The sequence below is a fragment of the Cupriavidus sp. 01L45 genome (genome assembly GCF_056399885.1).
On record NZ_JBFTSG010000001.1, the window covers coordinates 39,464 to 63,413 of the forward strand.

General features: G+C 64.9%; 26 protein-coding genes, 1 tRNA gene and 1 riboswitch. Of the genes, 14 read left to right on the plus strand and 13 right to left on the minus strand.

The genetic code is table 11. From position 1 onward, the window contains the following. Positions 1-10: 10 nt before the first annotated feature. A complete protein-coding gene (locus AC1DT6_RS00215) occupies positions 11-493 on the minus strand; it encodes an Lrp/AsnC family transcriptional regulator (protein WP_035863970.1) in 483 nt (160 codons plus the stop codon). 163 nt (positions 494-656) lie between these two features. Between AC1DT6_RS00215 and kynB the strand changes: the two genes are divergently transcribed. From kynB to kynA, 3 genes are read left to right on the plus strand one after another with little or no spacing between them, the layout of a single operon-like run. After that, a complete protein-coding gene (kynB, locus tag AC1DT6_RS00220; RefSeq protein ID WP_441624805.1) occupies positions 657-1,313 on the plus strand; it encodes an arylformamidase in 657 nt (218 codons plus the stop codon). Positions 1,314-1,350: 37 nt separating this feature from the next. Further along, positions 1,351-2,607: a kynureninase gene (gene kynU, locus AC1DT6_RS00225; RefSeq protein WP_441624807.1), complete on the plus strand. Its 1,257-nt coding sequence runs from the start codon at positions 1,351-1,353 to the stop codon at positions 2,605-2,607. Positions 2,608-2,646: 39 nt separating this feature from the next. Next, positions 2,647-3,510, plus strand: coding sequence for a tryptophan 2,3-dioxygenase (kynA, locus tag AC1DT6_RS00230; RefSeq protein ID WP_441625010.1), 864 nt, complete (start codon positions 2,647-2,649; stop codon positions 3,508-3,510). Positions 3,511-3,562: 52 nt separating this feature from the next. Here the strand turns inward: kynA and AC1DT6_RS00235 are convergent, their stop codons facing one another. Continuing rightward, a complete protein-coding gene (locus tag AC1DT6_RS00235; RefSeq protein WP_441624809.1) occupies positions 3,563-4,378 on the minus strand; it encodes an IclR family transcriptional regulator in 816 nt (271 codons plus the stop codon). 212 nt (positions 4,379-4,590) lie between these two features. On the opposite strand from AC1DT6_RS00235, the gene AC1DT6_RS00240 reads away from it, so the two are divergent. Next, complete coding sequence (locus AC1DT6_RS00240) at positions 4,591-5,784, plus strand: acyl-CoA dehydrogenase (RefSeq protein WP_035863960.1); 1,194 nt, start codon at positions 4,591-4,593, stop codon at positions 5,782-5,784. A gap of 162 nt (positions 5,785-5,946) precedes the next feature. Here the strand turns inward: AC1DT6_RS00240 and AC1DT6_RS00245 are convergent, their stop codons facing one another. Continuing rightward, positions 5,947-6,585, minus strand: a complete 639-nt coding sequence (locus AC1DT6_RS00245; protein WP_441624812.1) for a peroxiredoxin — start codon at positions 6,583-6,585, stop codon at positions 5,947-5,949. Between the two features lie 229 nt (positions 6,586-6,814). Here AC1DT6_RS00245 and AC1DT6_RS00250 point away from each other — a divergent pair, with 229 nt between their 5' ends. From AC1DT6_RS00250 to AC1DT6_RS00270, 5 genes are all read left to right on the plus strand, one after another. Continuing rightward, positions 6,815-7,132, plus strand: a complete 318-nt coding sequence (locus AC1DT6_RS00250) for an ElaB/YgaM/YqjD family protein (RefSeq protein WP_324291756.1) — start codon at positions 6,815-6,817, stop codon at positions 7,130-7,132. Positions 7,133-7,302: 170 nt separating this feature from the next. Further along, on the plus strand, positions 7,303-7,683 hold the full coding sequence (locus AC1DT6_RS00255) for a phage holin family protein (RefSeq protein ID WP_441624814.1): 381 nt from the start codon (positions 7,303-7,305) through the stop codon (positions 7,681-7,683). Then, entirely contained in the window at positions 7,680-8,180 is a 501-nt protein-coding gene (locus AC1DT6_RS00260) for a DUF3318 domain-containing protein (RefSeq protein WP_441624816.1), read from the plus strand. Before AC1DT6_RS00255 ends, AC1DT6_RS00260 begins: the two co-directional genes overlap by 4 nt. 148 nt (positions 8,181-8,328) lie before the next feature. Then, positions 8,329-9,489: an AI-2E family transporter gene (locus tag AC1DT6_RS00265; protein ID WP_441624818.1), complete on the plus strand. Its 1,161-nt coding sequence runs from the start codon at positions 8,329-8,331 to the stop codon at positions 9,487-9,489. Between the two features lie 46 nt (positions 9,490-9,535). Further along, positions 9,536-11,431, plus strand: a complete 1,896-nt coding sequence (locus AC1DT6_RS00270) for a S9 family peptidase (RefSeq protein WP_441624820.1) — start codon at positions 9,536-9,538, stop codon at positions 11,429-11,431. Positions 11,432-11,540: 109 nt separating this feature from the next. On the opposite strand, the gene AC1DT6_RS00275 is transcribed toward AC1DT6_RS00270, so the two are convergent. From AC1DT6_RS00275 to ybgC, 10 genes are all read right to left on the minus strand, one after another. After that, a tRNA-Lys gene (locus AC1DT6_RS00275) sits at positions 11,541-11,616 on the minus strand. A gap of 71 nt (positions 11,617-11,687) precedes the next feature. Further along, positions 11,688-12,803 (minus strand): YeeE/YedE family protein, encoded by a 1,116-nt coding sequence (locus AC1DT6_RS00280; protein ID WP_441624822.1) that lies wholly within the window; start codon positions 12,801-12,803, stop codon positions 11,688-11,690. 83 nt (positions 12,804-12,886) lie between these two features. After that, on the minus strand, positions 12,887-13,570 hold the full coding sequence (gene queC, locus AC1DT6_RS00285; RefSeq protein ID WP_441624824.1) for a 7-cyano-7-deazaguanine synthase QueC: 684 nt from the start codon (positions 13,568-13,570) through the stop codon (positions 12,887-12,889). 139 nt (positions 13,571-13,709) lie between these two features. Further along, positions 13,710-14,468, minus strand: coding sequence for a tol-pal system protein YbgF (gene ybgF / locus AC1DT6_RS00290; protein WP_035863945.1), 759 nt, complete (start codon positions 14,466-14,468; stop codon positions 13,710-13,712). Positions 14,469-14,486: 18 nt separating this feature from the next. Continuing rightward, entirely contained in the window at positions 14,487-15,002 is a 516-nt protein-coding gene (pal, locus tag AC1DT6_RS00295; RefSeq protein ID WP_441624826.1) for a peptidoglycan-associated lipoprotein Pal, read from the minus strand. Positions 15,003-15,019: 17 nt separating this feature from the next. Then, a complete protein-coding gene (gene tolB / locus AC1DT6_RS00300; protein WP_441624828.1) occupies positions 15,020-16,348 on the minus strand; it encodes a Tol-Pal system beta propeller repeat protein TolB in 1,329 nt (442 codons plus the stop codon). A gap of 225 nt (positions 16,349-16,573) precedes the next feature. Beyond that, positions 16,574-17,686 carry a cell envelope integrity protein TolA gene (tolA, locus tag AC1DT6_RS00305; RefSeq protein WP_441624830.1) on the minus strand — a complete coding sequence of 371 codons (1,113 nt, stop codon included), beginning with the start codon at positions 17,684-17,686 and terminating at the stop codon, positions 16,574-16,576. A gap of 15 nt (positions 17,687-17,701) precedes the next feature. After that, the gene (gene tolR / locus AC1DT6_RS00310; RefSeq protein WP_035863937.1) at positions 17,702-18,139 is read right to left on the minus strand and encodes a protein TolR; all 438 of its coding nucleotides are present in this window, start codon (positions 18,137-18,139) and stop codon (positions 17,702-17,704) included. A 43-nt stretch (positions 18,140-18,182) separates the two neighbouring features. Further along, positions 18,183-18,866, minus strand: coding sequence for a protein TolQ (gene tolQ, locus AC1DT6_RS00315; RefSeq protein WP_035863933.1), 684 nt, complete (start codon positions 18,864-18,866; stop codon positions 18,183-18,185). Further along, a complete protein-coding gene (gene ybgC / locus AC1DT6_RS00320; RefSeq protein ID WP_441624832.1) occupies positions 18,863-19,267 on the minus strand; it encodes a tol-pal system-associated acyl-CoA thioesterase in 405 nt (134 codons plus the stop codon). Before ybgC ends, tolQ begins: the two co-directional genes overlap by 4 nt. A gap of 162 nt (positions 19,268-19,429) precedes the next feature. After that, a riboswitch (ZMP/ZTP riboswitch) is annotated at positions 19,430-19,532 on the plus strand. 123 nt (positions 19,533-19,655) lie between these two features. Here ybgC and glyA point away from each other — a divergent pair. The 5 genes from glyA (at position 19,656) to AC1DT6_RS00345 (ending at position 23,942) form a co-directional block, all read left to right on the plus strand. Then, positions 19,656-20,903 (plus strand): serine hydroxymethyltransferase, encoded by a 1,248-nt coding sequence (glyA, locus tag AC1DT6_RS00325; RefSeq protein WP_276287961.1) that lies wholly within the window; start codon positions 19,656-19,658, stop codon positions 20,901-20,903. A gap of 158 nt (positions 20,904-21,061) precedes the next feature. After that, positions 21,062-21,529 carry a transcriptional regulator NrdR gene (nrdR, locus tag AC1DT6_RS00330; protein ID WP_035863927.1) on the plus strand — a complete coding sequence of 156 codons (468 nt, stop codon included), beginning with the start codon at positions 21,062-21,064 and terminating at the stop codon, positions 21,527-21,529. Between the two features lie 180 nt (positions 21,530-21,709). Continuing rightward, complete coding sequence (gene pilV / locus AC1DT6_RS00335; protein ID WP_441624835.1) at positions 21,710-22,297, plus strand: type IV pilus modification protein PilV; 588 nt, start codon at positions 21,710-21,712, stop codon at positions 22,295-22,297. Further along, complete coding sequence (locus AC1DT6_RS00340; protein WP_441624837.1) at positions 22,297-23,322, plus strand: PilW family protein; 1,026 nt, start codon at positions 22,297-22,299, stop codon at positions 23,320-23,322. Before pilV ends, AC1DT6_RS00340 begins: the two co-directional genes overlap by 1 nt. Beyond that, a complete protein-coding gene (locus tag AC1DT6_RS00345) occupies positions 23,319-23,942 on the plus strand; it encodes a pilus assembly PilX family protein (RefSeq protein ID WP_441624839.1) in 624 nt (207 codons plus the stop codon). Before AC1DT6_RS00340 ends, AC1DT6_RS00345 begins: the two co-directional genes overlap by 4 nt. Positions 23,943-23,950: the final 8 nt, after the last annotated feature.

Here is a 23,950-nt window from a genome sequence, read left to right on the forward strand (position 1 = left end):
GGGCGGCGGCTCAGGACGACGGATCGCCCTTGATCACCGCCAGCGGCGACCCGTCGGTCTTGATCCTCTGCAGCACGATGTTCGAACGGATATCCATCACGCCGGGCGTGCGATAGAGCCGGTTGACGATGAAATCCGAGTAATGCTTGAGATTGCGCGCCTGCACCTTCAGGATGTAATTGCTGTCGCCGGTGATGATGTAGGCCGACACCACTTCGGGCCAGGCCTGCACCGCCGCGTTGAACGTGTCGTGCCATCCCTCCGTTTCGGGGCGCATGGACACCTGCACGATCGCTTCCAGCTCCAGGCCGAGCATTTCGGCATCGAACCAGGCACGGTAGCCGCCGATCACCCCGCTCTCCTCCAGCAGCCGGACCCGCCGCAAGCAGGCTGAGGGCGACAGCGCCACGCGGTCGGCCAGGTCCTGGTTGCTGATGCGCCCGTTCTCCTGCAGGCAGGTCAGGATGCGCAAATCGATGGGATCGAGGTTCATTTCGCAGATTCTTCCATGGCTTTATTCATTCATGAAATTCTATGCGAAATATGCACCGCCAACCCGGTCAATAAGCAAGCCTCTTGCCCGGAATATTGACTATCATGCCGTCATCCGCTCCACGTAGAGCACCGGAACGCCGGCCCCCGGCATCAGCCACCCAATGACAAACCGCCCCGCCCCCGACATCCAGCGCCAGCTGTGGGACATCAGCCCGCCGCTCTCGCCCGACACGCCTGTGTGGCCCGGAGACACGCCTTTCCAGCAGCAAGCCGCCTGGCAGATGGACGCGCACTGCCCGGTCAATGTCGGGCGCATCACGCTGTCGCCGCACACCGGCGCGCATGCCGACGCACCGCTGCACTACGCCGCGGACGGCGCGCCCATCGGTGAAGTGGACCTGGCGCCCTATCTCGGTCTTTGCCGGGTGATCCATTGCATCGGCGCCAGCCCGCTGGTCGAACCGCACCATATCGGGCATGCCCTCGCGGGCGTGCCGCCGCGTGTGCTGCTGCGCACTTACCGGCAAGCTCCGCTGGCGCAGTGGGATCCCGGCTTCTGCGCGGTGGCGCCAGAGACCATCACGCTGCTGGCCGCGCATGGCGTCACGCTGGTCGGCATCGATACGCCTTCGCTGGACCCGCAGGAATCCAAGACCATGGACGCGCACAACATGGTGCGCCGCCATCGTCTCGCCATCCTTGAAGGACTGGTGCTCGACGCGGTGCCGGAAGCCGACTACGAACTGATCGCGCTGCCCCTGCGCTTTGCCGGACTCGATGCGAGCCCGGTACGCGCCGTGCTGCGCAGCCTGACCTGAACCCACCGAACCGCCCCCTCCAGGAAACCTCTCACCCATGACTGCAATGACCCGCGAGCAATGCCTCGCCCTTGACCAGCAGGACCCGCTGCGCAGCCTGCGCGAACAGTTCGCACTGCCGGACGGCGTGATCTACCTCGACGGCAACTCGCTGGGCGCCCGCCCGCGCAGCGCCGCGGCACGTGCCGCCGAAGTGGTAAGCGAGGAGTGGGGCACGGGCCTGATCCGCAGCTGGAACACCGCCGGCTGGTTCGAGCTGCCGCAACGCCTGGGCAATATGCTGGCACCGCTGGTGGGCGCCGGCGAGGATGAAATCGTCGTCACAGATACCACGTCGATCAACCTGTTCAAGGTGCTGGCGGCCGCGCTGCGCGTGCAGCAGACGCGCGACCCGAAGCGCAAGGTCATCGTCTCGGAGGCAAGCAATTTCCCCACCGACCTCTACATCGCCCAAGGGCTGGCCGACCTGCTTCAGCAGGGTTACTCGCTGCGCCTGGTGAACGCCCCCGAGGAAATCGATGCGGCGGTCGACGCCGACACCGCCGTGCTGATGCTGACCCACGTCAACTACAAGACGGGCGAAATGCTGGATATGGCAGGCCTCACTGAGATGGCGCACGCCCGCGGCGTGCTCACCGTGTGGGACCTGGCCCATTCAGCCGGCGCGGTGCCGGTGGCGCTGAACGCGTCCAAGGCCGATTATGCGGTTGGCTGCACCTACAAATATCTGAATGGCGGCCCGGGCTCACCCGCCTTCCTGTGGGTCGCGCCGGCACTGCGCGACGCCTTCTGGCAACCGCTGTCCGGCTGGTGGGGCCATGCCGCGCCGTTCGCGATGGAACCCGGCTATCGCCCCCGCGAGGGCGTGGCCCGCTTCCTGTGCGGCACCCAGCCCATCACCTCGCTGGCCATGGTCGAATGCGGCCTGGATATCTTTGCCCAGACCGACATGCAGTCGCTGCGCGCCAAGTCGCTGCAGCTGACCGATCTCTTTATCGCGCTGGTGGAGGCACGCTGCGGCCATCACCCGCTCGAACTGGTCACCCCCCGCGCTCACACGCGCCGCGGCAGCCATGTCAGCTTTGCCCATCCGGACGGCTTCGGGCTGGTGCAAGCCCTGATCGAACGCGGCGTCATCGGCGACTACCGCGAGCCGCGTGTCGCGCGCTTCGGCTTCACCCCGCTGTACACCAGCTTCACGGAAGTGTGGGATGCGGTCGAGATCATGCGCGACGTGCTGGACAGCGGCAGCTACAAGGCCGAGCGTCACCAGACCCGTGGCCAAGTGACCTGAGCAGGAGCACGCAACATGAATAGCAACAAAGGATGCCCGATGTCGGGTACGGGCCTGGGTGCAAAAGAGACCGCCGGCGACGACGCCAACTGGCACGACGCCCAGATGGATTTCGCCAAGGAGATGAGCTACGGCGATTACCTGGCGCTGGACAAGATTCTCAACGCCCAGCATCCGCTCTCGCCCGAGCACAACGAGATGCTGTTTATCGTGCAGCACCAGACCAGCGAGCTATGGATGAAGCTGGCGCTGCACGAGTTGCGCGCCGCGCGCGAATGCGTGCGCCAGGACCAGTTGCCGCCAGCCTTCAAGATGCTCACGCGGGTGTCGCGCATCATGGAGCAACTGGTGCAGGCGTGGAATGTGCTGGCCACCATGACGCCGCCGGAATACTCGGCGATGCGTCCCTACCTCGGGATGTCGTCCGGCTTCCAGTCCTTCCAGTACCGCGAAATCGAATTCATCCTCGGCAACAAGAACGCCGCCATGCTGCGCCCGCATGCACACCAGCCCGAACACCTGGCCCTGGTGGAGGAAGCACTGCGCACGCCATCGCTGTATGACGAGGCGATCCGCCTGATGGCACGGCGCGGCTTTGCCATCGATGCGACCTGCATCGAGCGCGACTGGACCCTGCCGGCCGGCGAAAACGCCTCGGTGGAAGCCGCGTGGCTGGAAGTCTATCGCCAGCCGGAGGCGCACTGGGAACTGTATGAACTGGGCGAGAAGTTCGTCGACCTGGAAGACGCCTTCCGGCAGTGGCGCTTCCGCCATGTCACGACCGTGGAGCGCGTGATCGGCTTCAAGCGCGGCACCGGCGGCACAGAGGGCGTCAGCTACCTGCGCAAGATGCTCGACGTGGTGCTGTTCCCCGAATTGTGGAAGCTGCGCACGGATCTGTAGGCGCGACCGCAAGGCGGTGCCGGCCAGGCCGGTACCGCCGCCCCCCGAGCGCTCAGAGCGCCGGGTCCGACAGCCGCGCCGCCAGCGCGCGCAAGGCCGGCGCCAGCTTGTCGTGGAATACCGCCTCCTCGACCGAGCCATAGGACGCGCTGCAACTGAGCATGTGCAACTCCTTCTCCCCCACTGGCCGGAACGCCACCGCGCACGCGTGGATGGCAGGATGCCAGTCGCGGAATGACGCCGCGTAACCCAGGGTCGCGGCCTCCGCCACCGTGGCACGCATCGCCGCCTCCTGCGTTTTCCACTGCTCCGGATAGGCCTGGGCAAACTCCGCCAGCACCCGCTCGCGCTTGGCCGCCGGCAAGGCCGCCAGGTAGGCGCGCCCCATCGAGCTCGACACCAGCGACAGGCGCGACCCTACCCCCAGCCCGAGCATCACACCCGCATCGTTCCGGATCGATTCAAGATAGATCACCTCCAGCCGCTCCCGCTTGCCCAGCGAGACGGATACCCCGTAAGCCTGGGCAAACGCCAGCATGTGCGGGCGCGCCAGCGTGACTACGTTGGAAGCGGAGAGGTAAGAATATCCCAGCGCCAGCACGCCGGCGTCGAGCGCGTACTTGCCCAGGCTATCGTCGTAGCGCAGGTAGCCCAGTTGCACCAGCGTGCCGGCCAGCCGGCTCACGGTTGCCTTGGGGAAGCCGGTGCGGCGCACGAAATCCTGGTTGCCGAGCATCGATTCGCCGGTGCGGAAACAACGCAGCAACTCAAGGCCGCGCGCCAGCGCGGTGACGAAATTGGGATCGCTTTCGCGCGGTGTGGCGCTGACGACATCTGCTGCGGGCGTGGCTTGCGATTCGGTGGCCAAAGGAAGTCTCCGCGGGTGGGATGAAGGCGCGCGCCTATTGCACGGACCGCGCATTGCGATATACTACATCATCGGAACAAGGTTCCGCAATGCGGAACTAAAAGAGTCCTCGGCAGAGCGCGGAATGCGCCGATAATTCATGAATTCAGGGCCGGCCCGCGCGGCTGCCCATCCCGACCTGCACCGACCTGCACTATCGAAGGAGACGTAATATGGCTGCCAACGCCGAATTCCACTGGGCCGACCCCCTCTTGCTGGACGACCAGCTGAGCGCCGACGAGCGCATGGTGCGCGATGCCGCACTGGCCTATTGCCAGGACAAGCTCGCACCGCGCGTACTGCAATCGTTCCGCAACGAGAAGACCGACATCGAGATCTTCCGCGAGATGGGCGAACTTGGCCTGCTCGGCCCCACCATTCCCGAGGAATACGGCGGCCCCGGCCTGAACTACGTGGCCTACGGCCTGATCGCGCGCGAAGTGGAGCGGGTGGATTCGGGCTACCGTTCGATGATGAGCGTGCAATCGTCGCTGGTGATGGTGCCGATCCACGAGTTCGGCAGCGAGGCGCAAAAGCAGAAATACCTGCCCAAGCTGGCCACCGGCGAGTGGATCGGCTGTTTCGGCCTGACCGAACCCAACCACGGCTCCGACCCGGGCTCCATGGTCACGCGCGCCAAGAAGGTGGCGGGCGGCTATGAACTCTCCGGCGCCAAGATGTGGATCACCAACTCGCCGATCGCCGATGTGTTCGTGGTGTGGGGCAAGCTGGTCGGCGACGACGGCAAGGAAGCCATCCGCGGCTTTATCCTGGAAAAGGGCTGGAAGGGCCTGTCGGCTCCGGCCATCCACGGCAAGGTCGGCCTGCGCACCTCGATCACCGGTGAAATCGTCATGGACCAGGTGTTCGTGCCGGAAGAGAACCTGATGCCGGGCGTATCCGGCCTGAAGGGCCCCTTCACCTGCCTGAACTCGGCCCGCTACGGCATCGCCTGGGGCGCCCTGGGCGCCGCCGAATTCTGCTGGCACACCGCGCGACAGTACACGCTGGACCGCAAGCAGTTCGGCCGTCCCCTGGCGGCCAACCAGTTGATCCAGAAGAAGCTGGCCGACATGCAGACCGAGATCACGCTGGGCCTGCAAGGCTGCCTGCGCCTGGGCCGCATGAAGGACGAAGGCACCGCCGCGGTGGAAATCACCTCGATCATGAAGCGCAACTCCTGCGGCAAATCGCTGGACATCGCCCGCGTCGCGCGCGACATGCTCGGCGGCAACGGCATCTCGGACGAGTTCGGCGTGATCCGTCACGTGGTCAACCTCGAAGTGGTCAACACTTACGAAGGCACCCATGACATCCACGCACTGATCCTGGGCCGCGCCCAGACCGGCATCCAGGCCTTCTTCTAAATTCCCGGGCCCGGAAGCCGGGCCGCCCGTTCTCCCGCAGAAAATTAAAAAGGCCCGGCTGCGAAGCCGGGCCAAGCACACTACCAAGGAGAGACGACGGGCGAGCCCATCGTTGTACAACACGGGTCGGCCGGCGGGGCGCGGTGCGCCCCGGCCAGCCGCTTACTTGTTGGGTTGCGGCGTCAGCCGCAGGTAAGGCCGCACGGCCTTGTAACCCTTCGGAAATTTCTGCTTTATCACCTCCTCGTCCTTCAGCGAGGGCACAATCACCACGTCGTCGCCGTCCTGCCAGTTACCCGGCGTGGCAACGCTATGGCTGTCGGTGAGCTGCAGCGAATCGATCACGCGCAGGATCTCGTTGAAATTGCGCCCTGTGCTGGCGGGGTAGGTGATGATCAGGCGCACCTTCTTCTTCGGATCGATCACGAACAGCGAACGTACCGTCAGGGTCTCGTTCGCATTGGGGTGGATCATGTCGTAGAGCTGGGAAACCTTGCGGTCGCCATCGGCGAGGATGGGGAAATTGACCGTGGTACCCTGGGTCTCGTCGATGTCCTTGATCCACTCGCGATGGGACTCGACCGGATCGACCGACAGCGCGATCGCCCTGACATTGCGCTTGGCAAAATCGTCCTTTAGCTTCGCCGTCAAACCCAGCTCGGTCGTGCAGACCGGCGTGAAGTCGGCCGGGTGCGAAAACAGAACGCCCCAGCTGTCGCCAAGCCATGGATGAAAGCGAATCGGGCCTTCACTGGAATCCTGCTCGAAATCCGGTGCGATGTCGCCAAGACGTAGTGTCATAAGGGTGTCCTCAAAGGGGGCAAATTCGGGTTGAACCAGTGTAGTGAGATTGCGATCCAACCCAAACGAATATAAAGTCACTACAAAATCACCTTTTTGTCTTAGGACCTTTGTCTGCGTCAATGTCCCACACACGGTGTCGGACTCGTGGTGTTGAAACCACGGCGGTTCCCCGCATATGCTAGTAAAGAGGGTGAGAAGCTGCCCGAGAACGTGCGAGGAAGGCAAAATGTCACAATCCGAAACCACCGCCCGCAAACAGGAGAAACTGATGAGCGATGTCAAGACCGTTTTGTCCGATGCCGAAGAACTGCTTAAGCAAGCGGCCTCGACCACCGGCGAGAAAGCTGCCGAACTGCGCGAGCGCGGCATGGGCCTGCTGAAGCAAGCCAAGGAAAAGGCCCAGGACCTGCAGGACGCCGTAGTCACCAAGAGCAAGGCGGCCGCACGCGCCACCGATGACTATGTACACGACCACCCGTGGCGCGCCGTCGGCGTGGCTGCCGGTGTTGGCCTGCTGATCGGCCTGCTGCTGAACCGCAAGTAATTCGCAAGGCCACAAGCCTCGCGTATGAACCCGAATGCCCCGCACCCAGTCCTCCGTAGGTCGCGAGGCGGTGCAGGGCAACGCCCCGCCAGTGGTCCGACACCGCTGGCGGGGCTTCCCGTCTGTAGCTGGTGCAGCGCATTGCCGCTGCACGCCTTCGCCGGAATTGCATGAGCGACCCCACCTCCTCCCCCAAATTTATGGATGCCCTGCGCAGCCTGGCAGGATCATTGGTGGCGATGGTGCAGACGCGCCTCGAACTTGCCAGCGTAGAACTCGCGGAAGAACGCGCGCGGCTGATTAAGATGGCCTTGCTGGCCTGTTTCGGCCTGGTGTTCTTCGGCCTGGCCCTGGTGACGCTGACCGTGCTGATCGCCATCCTGTTCTGGGACACTTACCGCTGGCAAGCCCTCTGCGTGCTGGTTGCGTGTTACCTGACCGCCTGCGCAGCCTGCCTCGCATTCGCCCGTCACCTGGCGCGCAATGCCCCGCCCCTGTTCGAAGCCACGCTGGCCGAGATCGACAAAGACCGGGAGATCCTGCGCCGATGAGCCACCCGAACAAGCCAGACCAGCCCACGGAGAACGTGGCCGGCACCCCGCACCGGGAACATCAGCGCCCGGTGCGTTTCTCGCGCGAGGTGCGCTTGCCGCTCGCCATCCGCAAGGAACTTCTGATCACGCGCGCCGCGCTGGAACGCTACGACTGCGCCCAGGCGCTTCACCATGTACGGGGCAGCGCAACCCGGTTCGGCCGTTTCAGCACCTGGCTGCCGCGCATGACCCGGCCTGCTTCCTGGCTCAAGCTGCTGGGCCTGGCCAAGGAATATCCGCTGCTCAGCTCGGCCGTGTCCCTGGCACTGCCGTTGCTGCGCAAGACGCCGGTGCTGCGCTGGACGTGGAAGGCCTCCAAGTTCGGCATCCTGGCAGGTGCCGGCTACTGGGTTTATCAAACCTGGCAGAAGGGCAGCGCGGAAGCTGCCCGGCGGGCTCCGCCCGACACCGTCGAAACCGTCGACACCGGATTTCGCGACCCGCTGGTACGCTAGTACCGCAACCCCCGACGCAAGGCCATGGCACACGCTGGCCTTGCCTTTCGAGCGCGCGCTTGCCCGTGGCGGGCGCGATGCGCCTTGGCGACCAGCGGCAGCCCGTGCGGCGCCCCCGCGATGCCAACCTGACCCAAGGGACAGCGCAATGACCCATCGATCGGATATGCAGCAGAAGGCGTTCTATCTGCTGCTGGCAGTAGTCTCGGTAGCCTTTTGCTTCGTCCTCTGGCCCTTCTTTGGCGCGGTGTTCTGGGGCACCATCCTGGCCATCATCTTCACGCCGCCCAACAACTGGCTGACCCGCCGCATGGGCGGCCGGCGCAACCTGGCGTCGCTGACCACCTTGACGCTGTGCATGCTGATCGTGGTGCTGCCGCTGATCTTCGTCACTGGCGCCCTGCTCCGGGAAGGCGGCACGGTCTACCAGCAGATCAGGTCGGGGCAACTCAATTTCGGCGCCTACTTCCAGCAGGCCGTGCACGCGCTGCCACCTTCGGTGGGACGGGTGCTGGACCGCTTCGGGCTCCTCGATATCGGCGACTTGCAGCAAAAGCTCACCAATGGCGCCGCCCAGGCCAGCCAGATCATCGCCACGCAGGCGCTGAGTATCGGACAGAACACCTTCCAGTTCGTGGTCAGCTTCGGCGTGATGCTGTACCTGCTGTTCTTCTTGCTGCGCGATGGTCCGCAGATTTCACGGCTGATCATGCAGGCCATTCCCCTGAGCGAGCCGCACAAACAGCACCTGCTGCGCAAGTTCACCACCGTGGCCCGTGCCACGGTCAAGGGCAATATCGCTGTCGCCGCGGTGCAAGGCGCGCTGGGCGGCCTGATCTTCTGGATACTCGGCATCCAGGGCTCGCTGCTATGGGGCGTGCTGATGGCCTTCCTGTCGCTGCTGCCGGCCGTGGGCGCCGCCCTGATCTGGGGGCCGGTGGCCATCTACTTCCTGCTGACCGGCGACGTGGGCAAAGGCTCGATCCTGATCGGCTTCTGCGCGGTGGTGATCGGCGCGGTGGATAACGTCCTGCGCCCCATCCTGGTCGGCAAGGACACCCGCATGCCCGACTGGGTGGTGCTGATCTCCACGCTGGGCGGCATGGCGCTGTTCGGGCTGAATGGCTTCGTCATCGGTCCGCTGATCGCCGCGCTGTTTATCGCCAGTTGGGACCTGTCCACCTCGACGCGCGACGAAATCGAGCGCCGCGATGCGGCCCAGGACAAGGATTCCACGCCACCGGCACCGCCGGAAGGCCCAGCCGGCGCCCGCGGCGACACACACCCCGAGGCGGCCCACACGGATTGAGCCCGCCGCTGTATTTGCCGGCCCCAAACACACCAAGGAGTGAGCATTGCGTCAAAACCACGATTCATCCGGTGCGCAGGCACCCGCGAAGGTAAAGCACTACAGCGTGCGCGAACTGTTTCGCAAGCCGGACCGCTCCCAGTTCTCGATCTCTCCGGATGGACGTCACCTGTCGTTCCTGGCCAGGCATCAGGGCCGCCAGAATATTTTCGTGCAGGCCATCGACACCGACGGCAACCTGCTGGGCGAAGCCCGGCCGCTGACCCGCGAAACCGAGCGTGACCTGCCCTTCCACGCCTGGAAAGGCAATGCGCACATCCTCTACGTGAAAGACTTTGGCGGCGACGAGAACTTCCACGTGCTGTCGGTGCCGATCGACGGCGGCGACCCGGTCGACCTGACGCCGTACCCCGGCGTACGGGCCGAGATCGTCGACGATCTCGAGGACGACGAGCGCCATATCCTGCTGTCGCACAACAAGCGCGAGCCGCAGGTCTTCGATGTGCTGCGCGTCGATGTCGTGACCGGCGAGTCGGTGCAGATCGCCGAGAACCCCGGCAATGTGATGAGCTGGGGCACCGATCATGCCGGCCGCCTGCGCGTGGCGACCGCCAGCGACGGCGTGAATACCACCCTGCTCTATCGCGATACCGAGGACCAGCCCTTCCGCCCGATCCTGACCACCGATTTCCGCGAGACGGTCGCGCCGCTGTTCTTCACCTTCGACAACAAGCAGTTGTATGTGCAATCCAATCGCGGACGCGACAAGCTGGCGATCTTCGAATTCGATCCGCAGACGGCACAGGAAGGCCGGCTGGTCTTCGAGCACGATGAAGTCGACGTCGGCGGCCTGAGCTACTCGCGTCACCGCCGTGTGCTGAGCGCCGCCTGGTACACGGACTGGAAGACGCACCGCCATTTCTTTGACGCGCACGCCGGGCAGATCCATGCGGACCTGGAACGGCAGCTGCCGGGCTACGAGCACCACATCACCAGCCTCACGCGCGACGAGACCCGCATGATCGTCTCCGCGTCGAGCGACAGGACCGCCGGCACCCGCTACCTGTACGACAGCGGCACGCGCAAGCTGGTCACGCTAGGCAAGGTGCTGCCGTGGCTCGATGAAGCCGACATGGCCGGCATGCGGCCGATCCGGTTCACCTCGCGCGACGGCCTGCAGATCCATGGCTACCTGACGCTGCCGGTAGCCGCTGCTGGCGAGCCCGCGCCCCAGGGCCTGCCGCTCGTTGTCAACCCGCACGGTGGCCCCTGGACGCGTGACGACTGGGGCTTCAACCCCGAGGTGCAGTTGCTGGCGAACCGCGGCTACGCGGTGCTGCAGATCAACTTCCGCGGCTCGACCGGCTACGGCCGCAAGTTCTGGGAAGCGAGCTTCAAGCAATGGGGCAAGACGATGCAGTGCGACATCGACGACGGCGTCGACTGGCTCGTCGCGCAGGGCATCGTGGATCCGAAGCGCATGGCGATCTTCGGCGGCAGCTATGGCGGGTATGCGACGCTTGCCGGCGTCGCCTTCACGCCGGACCGTTATGCCGCCGCCATCGACTATGTCGGCGTATCGAACCTGTTCACGCTGCTGGAGACGATTCCCGCGTACTGGACGCCGATGCTCGACATGCTGTACGAGATGATTGGCAATCCCAACGACGAAACCGACCGCCAGGCCATGCACGATGCCTCGCCGGTGTTCTTCGCGGACCGGATCCGCACGCCGCTGCTGGTGGCCCAGGGCGCCAACGATCCGCGCGTCAAGCAAGCCGAAAGCGACCAGATTGTCGAGGCGCTGCGAGCGCGTGGCATCGATGTGGAGTACCTGCTCAAGGAAAACGAAGGCCACGGCTTTCACAACGAGGAGAACCGCTTCGACTTCTATGAGGCGATGGAAGCGTTTCTGGCCAGGCATCTGGCAAGGCAAGGCTGATTGCTGCTGGCCAGGGGGCAGGCTTTTGTTCCCTGCCCAGCCGTTTTCCCCGGCCAGGACCCAAAACAAAAAAGGCGTAGCGGTTGCCCGCTACGCCTTTTCGCAATGCTGGTGGGTCGTGCGTGACTCGAACACGCGACCAACGGATTAAAAGTCCGCTGCTCTACCGACTGAGCTAACGACCCGGAAAAACTGAAGCCGCGATTATAGGAATATCCTGGCCCTAATGTCAACCTTAGCGCGTTAAACGTTCGTGCTAGATCATGCGCTCAAGGCGCCATATCTGGTAGCGGAAGCCCAGCACCGAGCCGGCCAGGATGCCGGCCAGCGCAATAAACGAGCCGATTGCCAGCGTCGATACGCCCGACAAGCCCTGGCCGATCGTGCAGCCCAGGGCGGTCACGCCGCCCGCGCCCATCAGGATGCCGCCCACCAGATGGTTGCCAACGTCCTCGGCGCTGCCAAAGCCTTCCCAGCGGAAGGTGCGCGTGACCAGCGCATAGGCGGCGGCCCCGGCCACCACGCCGAACACGCTGACGATGCCAATGGTCAACACCTTGCTCTTGTCACTGAACATCATCAGCCAGTCCAGCGTATAGGCATACGGAGCGACGAAGCTCAGGCTTTCCATGCGGCCGCTATTGGTGCCCACGAACAGCTCTTCGAGCGTGTTGGGATCTTCGGACACATAGCCAATATGCCCCGAGACGTACCACATCGCCACGATGATGAGCCCCACCGCAATGCCGCCCAGCAGGTTATCGAAAGTTCGGAAGCCACGTCCGGCCAGCGCCCAGATAACCAGCGCGCCGCCCAGCACCAGCCCGATGCCAAGCTGCAGGGTGCCACGCGCCATGCCGCTGGCATGCGCCAGCACGGAGGGCAGGTCCTGCGTGGTGGACAGCGTGAGCGCCACCGCATCGACGGTATTCACGCGAATCACGCCGAACAGGCCGCGCAACGTCATATAGGCGGACAGCCCGAGGAAGACGAATACCACCAGCGATTTCAGGTTGCCCGCGCCGATGCGCACCAGGGTCTTGCTGCCGCAGCCCGAGGCCAGCACCATGCCGAAGCCGAACATCAGCCCGCCCACCAGCGCGGAAAGCCAGCTGAGCTTGCTTGCGGCATAGATGGTCTTGGCGGGATCGATGTAACCGCCCGCCGCCAGCCCGGCGGTGCCGATCATGGCCACGCCGATGGCGAGGCCCCACATGCGCATGCGGCTCCAGTCGCCCATGTTGACGATGTCGGAGACCGCGCCCATGGTGCAGAAGTGCGTGCGCTGGAGCACCACCCCAAACAGGAAGGTCAGGATGAAGGTGCTCGCCAGTATGGTACGGCTGAGCGCTGCGAGATCGATATCGGGCATGAGAGTCCGGCGGGGGAATCGGAACGGGTGTGTGCGGCGTCAGGGTTGAGCGCGCGCGGACGCGCGCTCTTCTTGCGCAACCGTCAGGCGGCGCCCTGGTAGCGGGTGGGATCGGGCACGCCTGCGGCCTCGAAACCCGCGCGGCGGATGCGGCAGGAGTCGCACACCCCGCAGGCGCGGCCGTCGTCGTCGGCCTTGTAGCACGACACCGTCATGCCGTAGTCCACCCCGAGCCCGACGCCGGCGCGGATGATCTCGCCCTTGGTCATGTCGATGATGGGCGCGTGCACGCGGATGCGCTCGCCTTCCACGCCGGCCTTGGTGGCCAGGTTGGCAAGCGTCTCGTAGGCAGAAACATACTCGGGCCGGCAATCCGGATAGCCTGAGTAATCGACCGCGTTGGCGCCGAAGAACAGGTCGCGGCCGCCAACGGCCTCGGCCCAGCCCAGGGCCAGCGAAAGCATGATGGTATTGCGGGCCGGCACATAGGTGACCGGAATCCCGCCGACCGCGCCGTCGGTGGGCACGTCCAGGCTATCGTCGGTCAGCGCCGAGCCGCCGAAGCGGCGCAGGTCGAGGTCGATGATCTCGTGGCGCACCGCGCCCAGGGCCGCCGCCACGCGCTTGGCTGCCTCCAGTTCCGAGGAATGGCGCTGGCCATAGCGCATCGACAGCGCATAGGTCTCGAAATCCTGCGCATTGGCCATGGCAAGGACGGTGGCGGAGTCCAGGCCGCCGGAAAGCAGGACGATAGCGCGTTTTTTCATGATGGCGGGGGGGCGGCGCCTGGCGGCGCCACGCAAAATTCAAGGCGAATCGCGCATTTTAGCGCGACCACGACAAAAGGCCCGCGGATGCGGGCCTTGCGTCGTTCGCCTGCCACCGGCGCCCTGCCCAGCGCGGCGCTTACTTCAGCGTCTTGAGGCGATTGGTCGCCGCCTGCGCGCCCTCGGTGCCGGGGTATTTGGCTACCACCTGCTCCAGGGTCTTGCGGGCCGCGGGCTTCTGCCCCGATTCGATCTGGTTGTTGGCGATGGCGATCAGCGCATCCGGCACCTTGGGGTGATCCGGATAGGCCTGCACCATGTTTTGCAGCACCGTGGTGGAACGGCTGTAATCCCGCTGCGCATACAACGAGTTACCTAGCCAGTATTGCGCCAGCGGCACATACGGGCTCTGCGGGTACTTCTTGATGAAGGCCGAGAACACGTTGCCGGCACCCTTGAAGTCCCCGGTCTGGAACTGCTTGAGCGCGGCATCGTATTCAGTCTTCTCGCCGGGTTGCGACAGGCCTTCCCGGCCATCCACGGTGACCTGCTGCGGCTCGAATTTCTTCAGGCGCGCATCGAGGTCGGCGTAGTAGTCCTTCTGCTGTTTCTGCAGCGTGGTCACTTCGTTCTGCAGCATCTCGTTCTGGCCGCGCAGCCGCGCCACTTCCTGGCGCAGGCCCTCGAGCTGGTTCTGCATGTCGAGCTGGGCGCGGCTGTTCTGGTCGATGCGCTGCGATGCCGTCGCCTGGAAACCGTTGAACTGGTCCCGCATGGTCACGATGGCTTTGCGCGCCTCGTCATCGTCGAACACGCCGGCCCGCGCCTGCGCAACATGCAGCAGGCTGGCGCAGGACATCGCAGTAAGCAATACCAACTTGGAGACGCGTGCTTTCATGAGTTGGCTATCCGCGGATTAGTACGTGATGTCCGCGCGGCGGTTTTCCGCCCACGAGGCTTCGTCATGGCCGGTTGCCTTGGGCTTTTCCTTGCCCAGGCTGACGGCTTCCATCTGGCTTTCCGGCACGCCCAGCGAGGACATGGAGCGGCGCACGGCCTCGGCACGCTTCTGGCCCAGCGCCAGGTTGTACTCGCTGGTACCGCGCTCGTCGGTGTTGCCCTGGATCAGGATGCGGCGGCCCTTGTTGGCGGCCAGGTACTTGGCGTGCTCGGACAGCATGCCCTGGTAGTCGGACTTGACGCTGTAGCTGTCGAAGTCGAAGTACACGCTGCGCTTGGCCAGCGGGCTGTTCGGGTCGTTCAGCGGATCGCGCGAGACGTCCACCGGCGCCACGGCGCGAGCGTCGTTCGAAGGCGTGCCCTTGCCACCGGCACCGGCGTTGGCGGTGTCGTCCAGCTTGACGCCGGAGCTGCAAGCGCCGAGGGCCAGCAGGGCAGCGACGGCAAGGGTTTTGGTCATCATTTGGGTCATGGCTAGGAACTCCTCGTTTATTGCATGAATGGGCCCCAGGACGGCTCGCGAACCTCGCCGGACTGGAGCGACAAAACCTGCCGGGTACGCCCGTCAGTGGACACTGCCGCCAGCACCGAGCGACCTCCCACCCGGGTGGCATAAAGAATGTACTTGCCATTGGCGGCGAAGCTTGGCGCCTCGTCGTTGGCGGTGTCGGTCAGCGACGTGACATCGCCGTTGCCGAGATCCATCAGCTGCAGCTTGAAGCCGCCGCTGCGGGTGATATAGGCCAGCTGCTTGCCGTCAGGCGAAATGCGCGGGCTCACGTTGTAGCTGCCCTTGAAGGTCACACGCTGGGCTGCACCGCCTTCTTCCCCGCCGGCCGGCATGCGGTAGATCTGCGGCGCGCCGCCGCGATCGCTGGTGAAGTAAATGCCGCGGCCGTCCGGCGCGTATTGCGGCTCGGTGTCGATGGCGCTGCTGCGCGTGAGGCGCTTGAGGCCGGAGCCATCGGCGTTGACCTGGTAGATCTGGGTATTGCCGTCGCGCGACAGCGCGACCGCCAGGTGGTGCCCGTCGGGCGACCACGAAGGCGCGCTGTTGTTGCCCTTCTGGTTGGACACCAGCGTACGGCGGCCACTTGCCAGGTCGTGCACGTAAACCACGGGCTTCTTGGCCTCGAAGGACACGTAGGCGACCTTGCTGCCATCCGGCGACCACGAAGGCGAGATGATCGGCTCGTTGCTGGTCAGCGCCACCTGGGAATTCTGGCCGTCGGAGTCCGAGATCAGCAGCTGGAAGCGCCCACCCACGCGTGAGACATAGGACAGGCGAGTGGCGAACACGCCACGCTCGCCCAGCAGCTTCTCGTAGATGTAGTCGGCGATCTTGTGCCCGGCGACGCGCAACTGGTTCGGCCCGACGGTGAAGGCCAGTCCGCCAAGGCTCTGGCCCTTGACGGTATCGTAGAGGCGGAAGCGCACGTCGTACTGGCCGTTGCCGGTCGGGGTCACGCTGCCTGCCACGAAGGCATCGGCGCCGCGCGACTTCCAGTTGCCAAGGTCGGCATTGGCGGATTCGGCCACGGTGGCGCCAGCCGGATCGATATTGCGGAAGCGCCCGCTGCGCTGCAGGTCGCCGCGAATGATGGCGGTGACATTTTGCGGGGCCTGTGCTTCGCCCTGGAAGTTGGCGGTGGCGATCGGGAACTGGCTGGCGCCTACGCCGGTGATTTCAACATTCAGTTGCGCCTGTGCGCTGCCGGCCGAAAGGGCCAGCGCCACGGCCAGCCAGGCAAACAGGGCGTGCGCGGGGGTGTTGTGCCGCCGTGCGGCTAGCCAAAGGGGGGCCCAAAGCTTTCGCATGCTGCTCCTCAGTCGAGATCAATATTCATCGAGCGCGGCCGGCAAACTGGAAGCCGTGGTACGGGCAAGCATGTCGCATGCCCGTATCGCGTGCACCGGGCACATTTGCCGGCCGCGTCAGGCAACCTGTCATCCTAGCGCCGGGATAGCCCGGCTTCGACGCAGGTTGCAATCTGTTGCAATTCGAAAACACCCGTGCCATCGCTATCGCCGCGCTCCCTCGCCTTAGTCGTTCGGCTTGAACGTGATGGTAAGGCTGGCCGGCGCCTTGCCATTCTCGTCGCGGGGCAGCGGGTCCGAGCGCTCGACGGCGCGCAGCACCGCGCTGTCCCAGGCGGCATTGCCGCTGGACTTCGCCAGCCGCGACGACATCAGGGAGCCATCCGGCGCGAGCTGGACGGACACCACCGCGGCCGGATTGCCGGGCACGTCTTCAGTAAATACGATATTCGGCTTGACGCGGCGACGCACGCGGTCCGGGTAGCCGGGCGAAGCCTTGCCGCCCGAGCCGGCGCCGCTGCCCGCACTGCTGCCGACGCCGCCGGCGCCACCGGCGGTACCCGAGCCACCGGCCAGGGCCTGCAGGCGTGCCAGTTCGCCATGGCGCTGGGCATTGGCGGCAGCGTCGCGCTTGGCCTTGGCGTCGGCATCCGCCTTGGCCTTCGCGTTGGCGGCGGCCTTGGCTTCCGCGTTTGCCTTGGCGGTGGCGGCGGCCTTGGCATCGGCATTCGCCTTCGCCTTGGCATCGGCGCGGGCCTTCGCTTCGGCTTCCTTGCGCTCGCGCTCAGCCTGTTCCTTGCGCTGTAGATCGTGCTGGATGGCGGCCTGCTTGCGCGCGTCGTCCTTGCGCTGGGCCTCCTTCTTCTGATCTTCCTTCTTCTGCTCCTCGCGGCGTTGTTCTTCGCGGCGCAGGTCTTCCTTATGCTGGGCTTCCTTGCGGGCCGCCTCCTGGCGCTCGGTTTCCTGGCGCGCGCGCAGGTCGGCCTGCTTGCGCGCCTCCTCGCGGGCGGCGGCTTCGGCCTGGCGGCGCTTTTGCTGCTGGAGGGCGATCTCGGCGTCCTCTTCGGCGCGCGACTTCACTGCCGGCGCGGGCGGCACGGGGCGCGCCTGCTCGACCGCCACAGGTGCGGGCAGCGGAGCGGGAAGCGGCGTCGGCGCGGGGGTTGCGGGGATCTCGTCCCAGAGTTCGGCTTCGGCGCCGACGGGCGTGCTGCTCTGCCAGTGCACGCCAAAATACAGCACGATGCCAAGCAGCAGGTGCATGAAAACCGCGAGCAGGAAGGAACGCAGGGTTCCCCGCTCCGGGGCCGGCTGGTAAGGATAGGCGGCGGTCTTCATGGCGGGCGGCGGTGCTTACTTGGGCTTGACCATCAGGCCGACGCGCTTCACGCCATCGGCCTTGAGCACCGACATCACGTCGAGCACGGCCTCGTACTTGACCGAGCGGTCGGCAGCGATCACCACCGGCTGGTCGGGATTCTCGTTCTGGCGCTGGTGCACGAAATCGATCAGGCCCTGCTTGTCGAGCTTGCGCTCGAAGGCATTGCCGGCGCCATCCTTGCCGCGCGCGGTGAGCGCGCCGTCTTCATGCACGGTAACGACGATGGGCGGCGCTTTCTGCTGCTGCGTGGCATTGGCCACGCTGGGCAGATCGACCACGGCGGGGTTCACGATCGGTGCGGCCACCATGAAAATGACGAGCAGCACCAGCATCACGTCGATGTAGGGCACGACATTGATGTCGGCGCTGGCCCGGCGGCGCGAGCCGCCGCGGCGCTGTATCGCTGCCATTGCAGGTATCTCCTTGACCGATGACGTTGGTGGTTTCGGCGCTTTAGCGGGTCTGCCGTTGCAGGATATTCAGGAATTCTTCCATGAAGCTCTCGAAACGGATGGCCAGGCGATCCACCTCGGTGGCGTAGCGGTTGTACGCGATCACGGCAGGAATCGCCGCGAACAGACCGATGGCGGTGGCGACCAGCGCCTCGGCAATGCCGGGCGCAACCGCGGCAAGCGTTGCTTGCTGCACGTTGGACAATCCGCGGAAGGCGTTCATGATGCCCCACACCGTGCCGAACAGGCCGATATAAGGACTGACAGAGCCCACCGAGGCCAGGAATGGAAGATGCGATTCCATCACATCCATCTCGCGCTGGTAGGCCGCGCGCATGGCACGCCGGGCTGCGTCGAGCAGCGCCCCGGCGTCATGGTTGCGTTCACGCGCCTTCAGGTACTCGCCCATGCCGGACTCGAAGATCCGTTCCAGCGCGCCCGTGCTGTGGCGATTGTTGGCCGCGCTCTGGTACAGCGCCTGCAGGTCGCCGCCAGCCCAGAAGTCGCGCTCGAAGCCCTCGGTCTGGGTGCGCGCCGAGCGCAGCGAGAAATGCTTGCGGAAGATATATGTCCACGAGAATAGGGACATCACCAGCAGCAGGGCCATGACGGCCTGCGCCAGCACACTGGCGTGCAGCACCAGCGAAATGATCGACAGGTCTTGCGTGACGGTCACGGGATTCATCGAGCGGTCTTGATGGTTGCTAGGACGGGAGCGGGAATGGGCGTCGGGCGAAATGTGGTGCGATCGACACATCCAACCCGGATGGCGCCGGTAGCCAGCAATTGCTCATCACGCCAGGCTTCCTGGGCGAATTGGACAGACGCTGGACCAACCCGTTCAATCCGGGTCCGGATCTCAAGCATGTCGTCCAGACGGGCGGGGGCATTGTAGTCCACCGCCGTGCTTCTGACGATGAAGACGACACCGGTCTCATCGGCCAGCGCTTGCTGTTCGACGCCAAGCGAGCGCAACCACTCGGTCCGGGCGCGCTCGAAGAACTTCAGGTAATTGGCGTAGAACACCACGCCGCCCGCGTCGGTGTCTTCCCAGTACACCCGCAAGGCCCACACATTGTTGCTCATGGCCGCGATTGTAACGGACAGCCGGCCCGACCCGGTGTATACCCTCACCCGACATTACAACAATTACATTACCTGACAGACTAGCCGTTGACTTTCGGGCGGCGAGCCCTCTCCGCCTTCTTGCAGCGAGCCGGCGCCTCGCGTTAAACTGCCGCCAACCATTCCATCTTGCGCGACTGGCGAAGTCAGTGGGCACTACCACGAGGAAGCGCAAGTTTCTCTGGCGCGATGTATCAAGCGCCTGCCGCTCGCCTGGGCAGCGAATGGGAAGCAGGGTGCGCCCTGCGCCGGACTAGCCACGCTTTCCGGCGCTGGTCGCATGTGCCTTCCCCGCGCGCCCTACCCCGAAGCCGATTCGGATCTCCTTTTTTTCAGACGAGTTTTCGCCATGTTCGAACGCAGCCGCTATACGATCGACCAGATCGACCCCGAGCTTTTTGCCGCTATCCAGAAGGAAGACCAGCGCCAGGAAGAGCACATCGAGCTGATCGCCTCGGAAAACTACACCTCGCCGGCCGTGATGGCCGCCCAGGGTTCGCAACTGACCAACAAGTACGCTGAGGGCTATCCCGGCAAGCGCTACTACGGTGGCTGCGAGTATGTCGACGTCGTCGAGCAGCTCGCCATCGACCGGGTCAAGCAACTGTTCGGCGCCGAAGCAGCCAATGTGCAGCCCAACTCCGGCTCGCAGGCCAACCAGGGCGTGTTTTTCGCCACCCTGAAGCCGGGCGACACCATCATGGGCATGAGCCTGGCCGAAGGCGGCCACCTGACCCACGGCATGGCGCTCAACATGAGCGGCAAGTGGTTCAACGTGGTGAGCTACGGTCTGGACGCCAACGAAGACATCGACTACGTCGCGCTGGAAAAGCTGGCACAGGAAAAGAAGCCCAAGCTGATCATCGCCGGCGCCTCGGCCTTCGCCCTGCGCATCGACTTCGAACGCATCGCCAAGGTTGCCAAATCGATCGGCGCCCTGTTCATGGTCGACATGGCCCACTACGCCGGCCTGATCGCCGCCGGCGAGTACCCGAACCCGGTTCCGCACGCCGACTTTGTCACCACCACCACCCACAAGAGCCTGCGCGGCCCGCGCGGTGGCGTGATCCTGATGAAGGCCGAGCACGAGAAGGCCATCAACTCGGCCATCTTCCCCGGCATCCAGGGCGGCCCCCTGATGCACGTGATTGCCGGCAAGGCCGTGGCCTTCAAGGAAGCCCTGTCGCCCGAGTTCAAGACCTACCAGCAGCAAGTGGTCAAGAACGCCCGCGTCATGGCCGAAACCCTGACCGAGCGCGGCCTGCGCATCGTCTCGGGCCGCACCGAGAGCCACGTGATGCTGGTCGACCTGCGCGCCATGCAGATCACCGGCAAGGAAGCCGAAAAGGTCCTGGGCGAAGCGCACATCACCGTCAACAAGAACGCCATCCCCAACGACCCGGAAAAGCCCTTCGTCACCTCGGGTATCCGCCTGGGTTCGCCGGCCATGACCACCCGCGGCTTCAAGGAAGAAGAAGCCCGCGTGGTGGCCAACCTTGTCGCCGACGTGCTGGAGAATCCGCACGACCTGGCCAATATCGCCAGCGTGCGCGAGCAAGTGGCAGCCCTGACCAAGCGTTTCCCGGTCTACGGCTGATCCCCCTGCGCCACCCGCCCACGCGCGGGTGGCCGGCAGTCCGCCGCGGCGCGCCAGCGCTGCCGGCGGGCCTTGCCAACCCAGCCCAGCGCGACACAGAATGACAAGACGCTGCGCGCGCAGCACGCGCCCCGGTTCAAACTTCGAGGTGGTCAGGCATGAAATGCCCCTTTTGCGCTCATTCCAATACCCAGGTCCTGGACACGCGCATGTCCGAGGAAGGCGATACAGTCCGCCGTCGCCGCCGCTGCGAATCCTGCGACCGCCGCTTCACCACCTATGAGCGGATCGAGCTGTTCTTCCCCGCCATCGTCAAGAAAAACGGCTCCCGCGCGGACTACACCCGCGACAAGCTGAAGGACTCCATGCGCCTGGCGCTGCGCAAGCGCCCGGTCTCCGCTGAAGCCATCGACGCCTCCATCACCCGCATCGAAGAAAAGCTGCTCGCGCTCGGCGAGAAGGAAATCCCCAGCAGCCAGGTCGGGGAACTGGTCATGCGCGAACTGCGCCGGCTCGACAAAATCGCCTACATCCGCTTTGCCTCGGTGTACCGGAGCTTTGAAGACGTGTCGGAATTCCGCGACATGCTGGATGAGTTTTCAACGTCTACCCCACGGAAGCAGTAGAAAAAGTAACGGGAACGTTGTTTAATTCTTTCCAAACTGTGCCCTAGGCTTCATTCCTATATCTATACTTCCGCCTGGGTAGTAGTGACAAAACAATAGAACGAAGCCAAAAGAAAGTAGTCTTTTCGGACGAGGGTCAGAATGGGTCAGTCAAGCTGTCGGGGGACGGCCGGCTTTGCCATGCTCGAAGCATTGGTGGCAATGGTCGTATTGGCGATTGGCGTGCTCGGGGTCGCCAGCCTGCTCCTCAATTCCTCGCGTTTTTCCCAGCAAGCCTCCTACGATACCGTTGCCATGCAGCTGGCCACCGAAATGGCCGAGCGCATGCGTGCGAACACTGCCGTCTCCGGCGTGGGCGCGGCCGCCGAGGCCCTCGCGCCCAACCTGTATTTCATCGACACCCAGACCAGCCAGCTGCCCGCGCTGACGCGTAATCCCTATACGACGGCCTGCGCCAGCACGCTGCTCTCCTGCGCGCAGGACACAGCCCGCTTCGATGTGATCGAGTGGTGGAACCGGGTAGCCGCCGCCCTGCCCGGCGGCCGGGCGGTGATCTGCCGCGATACCGTTGCCTATAACCAGACGTCCGGCTTTTCCTGGGGCTGCACGGCCGCTGCAAGCGGCCGTGTCGACGATGCGCCGATCGTCATCAAGGTCGGGTGGATATCGCGCCTGAGCAGCAAGACGCTGGGCACCGGCGCCGATCTCGCCGACATGAACACGCGGCCGCAGATCGTCATCGTCGCCACGCCCGGCACGGTGAACTGATGCGTACGCTCCGCAAGCCGTACCGGCATGCCCAGTCGGGCATGTCGCTGGTCGAACTGATGGTCGCGATGGTCCTCGGCCTGTTGCTGACACTGGCAGCGACCGCCGTTTATTTGGGCAGCCGCACCAACTACAGCACCATCGACGACACCACCGCGCTCGACGAGAAGGGCCGTTTTGCCCTGGACACCATCGTCCGCATCGTGCGGCAGTCCGCATGGACCAACTACGCCGGCAACAGCGCGCCGGCAACAAACCCGGCCAGCGGGCCCATCGCCCAGGCGCCTGGCGGCATCATGCCGACCACCGTCGCGTTGTCACCCACGATCAGCGGCGTCGACAACTGCGCCAGCCCGGGCCAGGACGCGAGCCTCAACCTGTCGTGCCTGCCGGGCACCACCAACCCCGTGAACAAGAGCGACGTGCTGCAGGTGCGCTTTTTCGGTTCGGGCACGCCGTCGGATCGCACCGTGCCCGACAACAGCATGATCGATTGCTCCGGCAATGGCGTCGCGGAACCACAAGCATGGGAGGACGCGGACCTTGCGCGCGGCTTTGCGCGCTTCTTCGTGGCGCCAGACCCCAACGACCCGAGCGGCAACCCGCAACTGATGTGCGGCTATCGCGCTCGCGATGCATCCAACAAGGAAATCTCGAACACCGCGATCACCTCCGTGCCAATCATCTCCGGTGTTGAGGTGTTCCAGGTGCTGTACGGGGTCGACACCAACAATGACTACATCCCGGACCGTTACCTGCCGGCCACGGATGTGCTGGCTCTGGCCACCAAATGGCAAACCGTCGTGTCGCTGAAAATTGCCCTGATACTGGCCGGCGACACCGCGACCAGCCCGGTGCCGGAGGTCCCCACTTTCCAGCTCTTCGGCACGCTCTATGGCGGCGACAGCACCGTCAACGACGCGACCTACAAGCCGACCACGCAGCTACAGCGCTTGCGCCGCCAATACTCGGTCACCGTCCAACTGCGCAACGTCGCAACGTGCCGCACTTGCTCCCCATCATGAGCGCCCCTCTCAAGCCAGCCGCCCAGCGCGGCATTGCCCTGATCACCGGCCTGGTCATGCTCCTGATGATCAGCATCATGGCCGTGGCCGGCGCGCGCCTGGCGATCAACAGCAAACGCATGGCATCCAACCAGCGCGACCGCGACCTTGCAGTGCAAGCGGCCGAAATGGCGCTACAGGATGCCGAGATGGACATCCAGGGTGTCGTTGCCGTCAACAGCCGCTCCGCCCTGTTCTCTGGCAGCAATCCGAACCTGCTGCCCTTCGTCGCCGGCTGCAACACGGGGAGCACGCCTGGCGCAGCCTTCCAGGGCCTGTGCGCGGCCGTCGACAGCGGCACCCCGAACTGGGAAGCCGTGGACTTTGCGCAGACCGGGGCGAATGCCCGCGCGGTGGCCTACGGCACCTTCACCGGACGCCAGTTCCCGACCGCGCCCACGGGCCTGCTGCCCGCCGCCCTTCCCCGCTACATCATCGAGCCGATCCAGGACACATCGCCCGGTGCTTCCGGGAGCCCCGACGCTCCGGTCGTCTACATCTTTCGCGTCACCGCGATGGGCTTCGGTGCCAACACCGCCACCCGCGCCATGCTGCAGTCGTACTACCGGAAGGCCGAATGAATGACCTC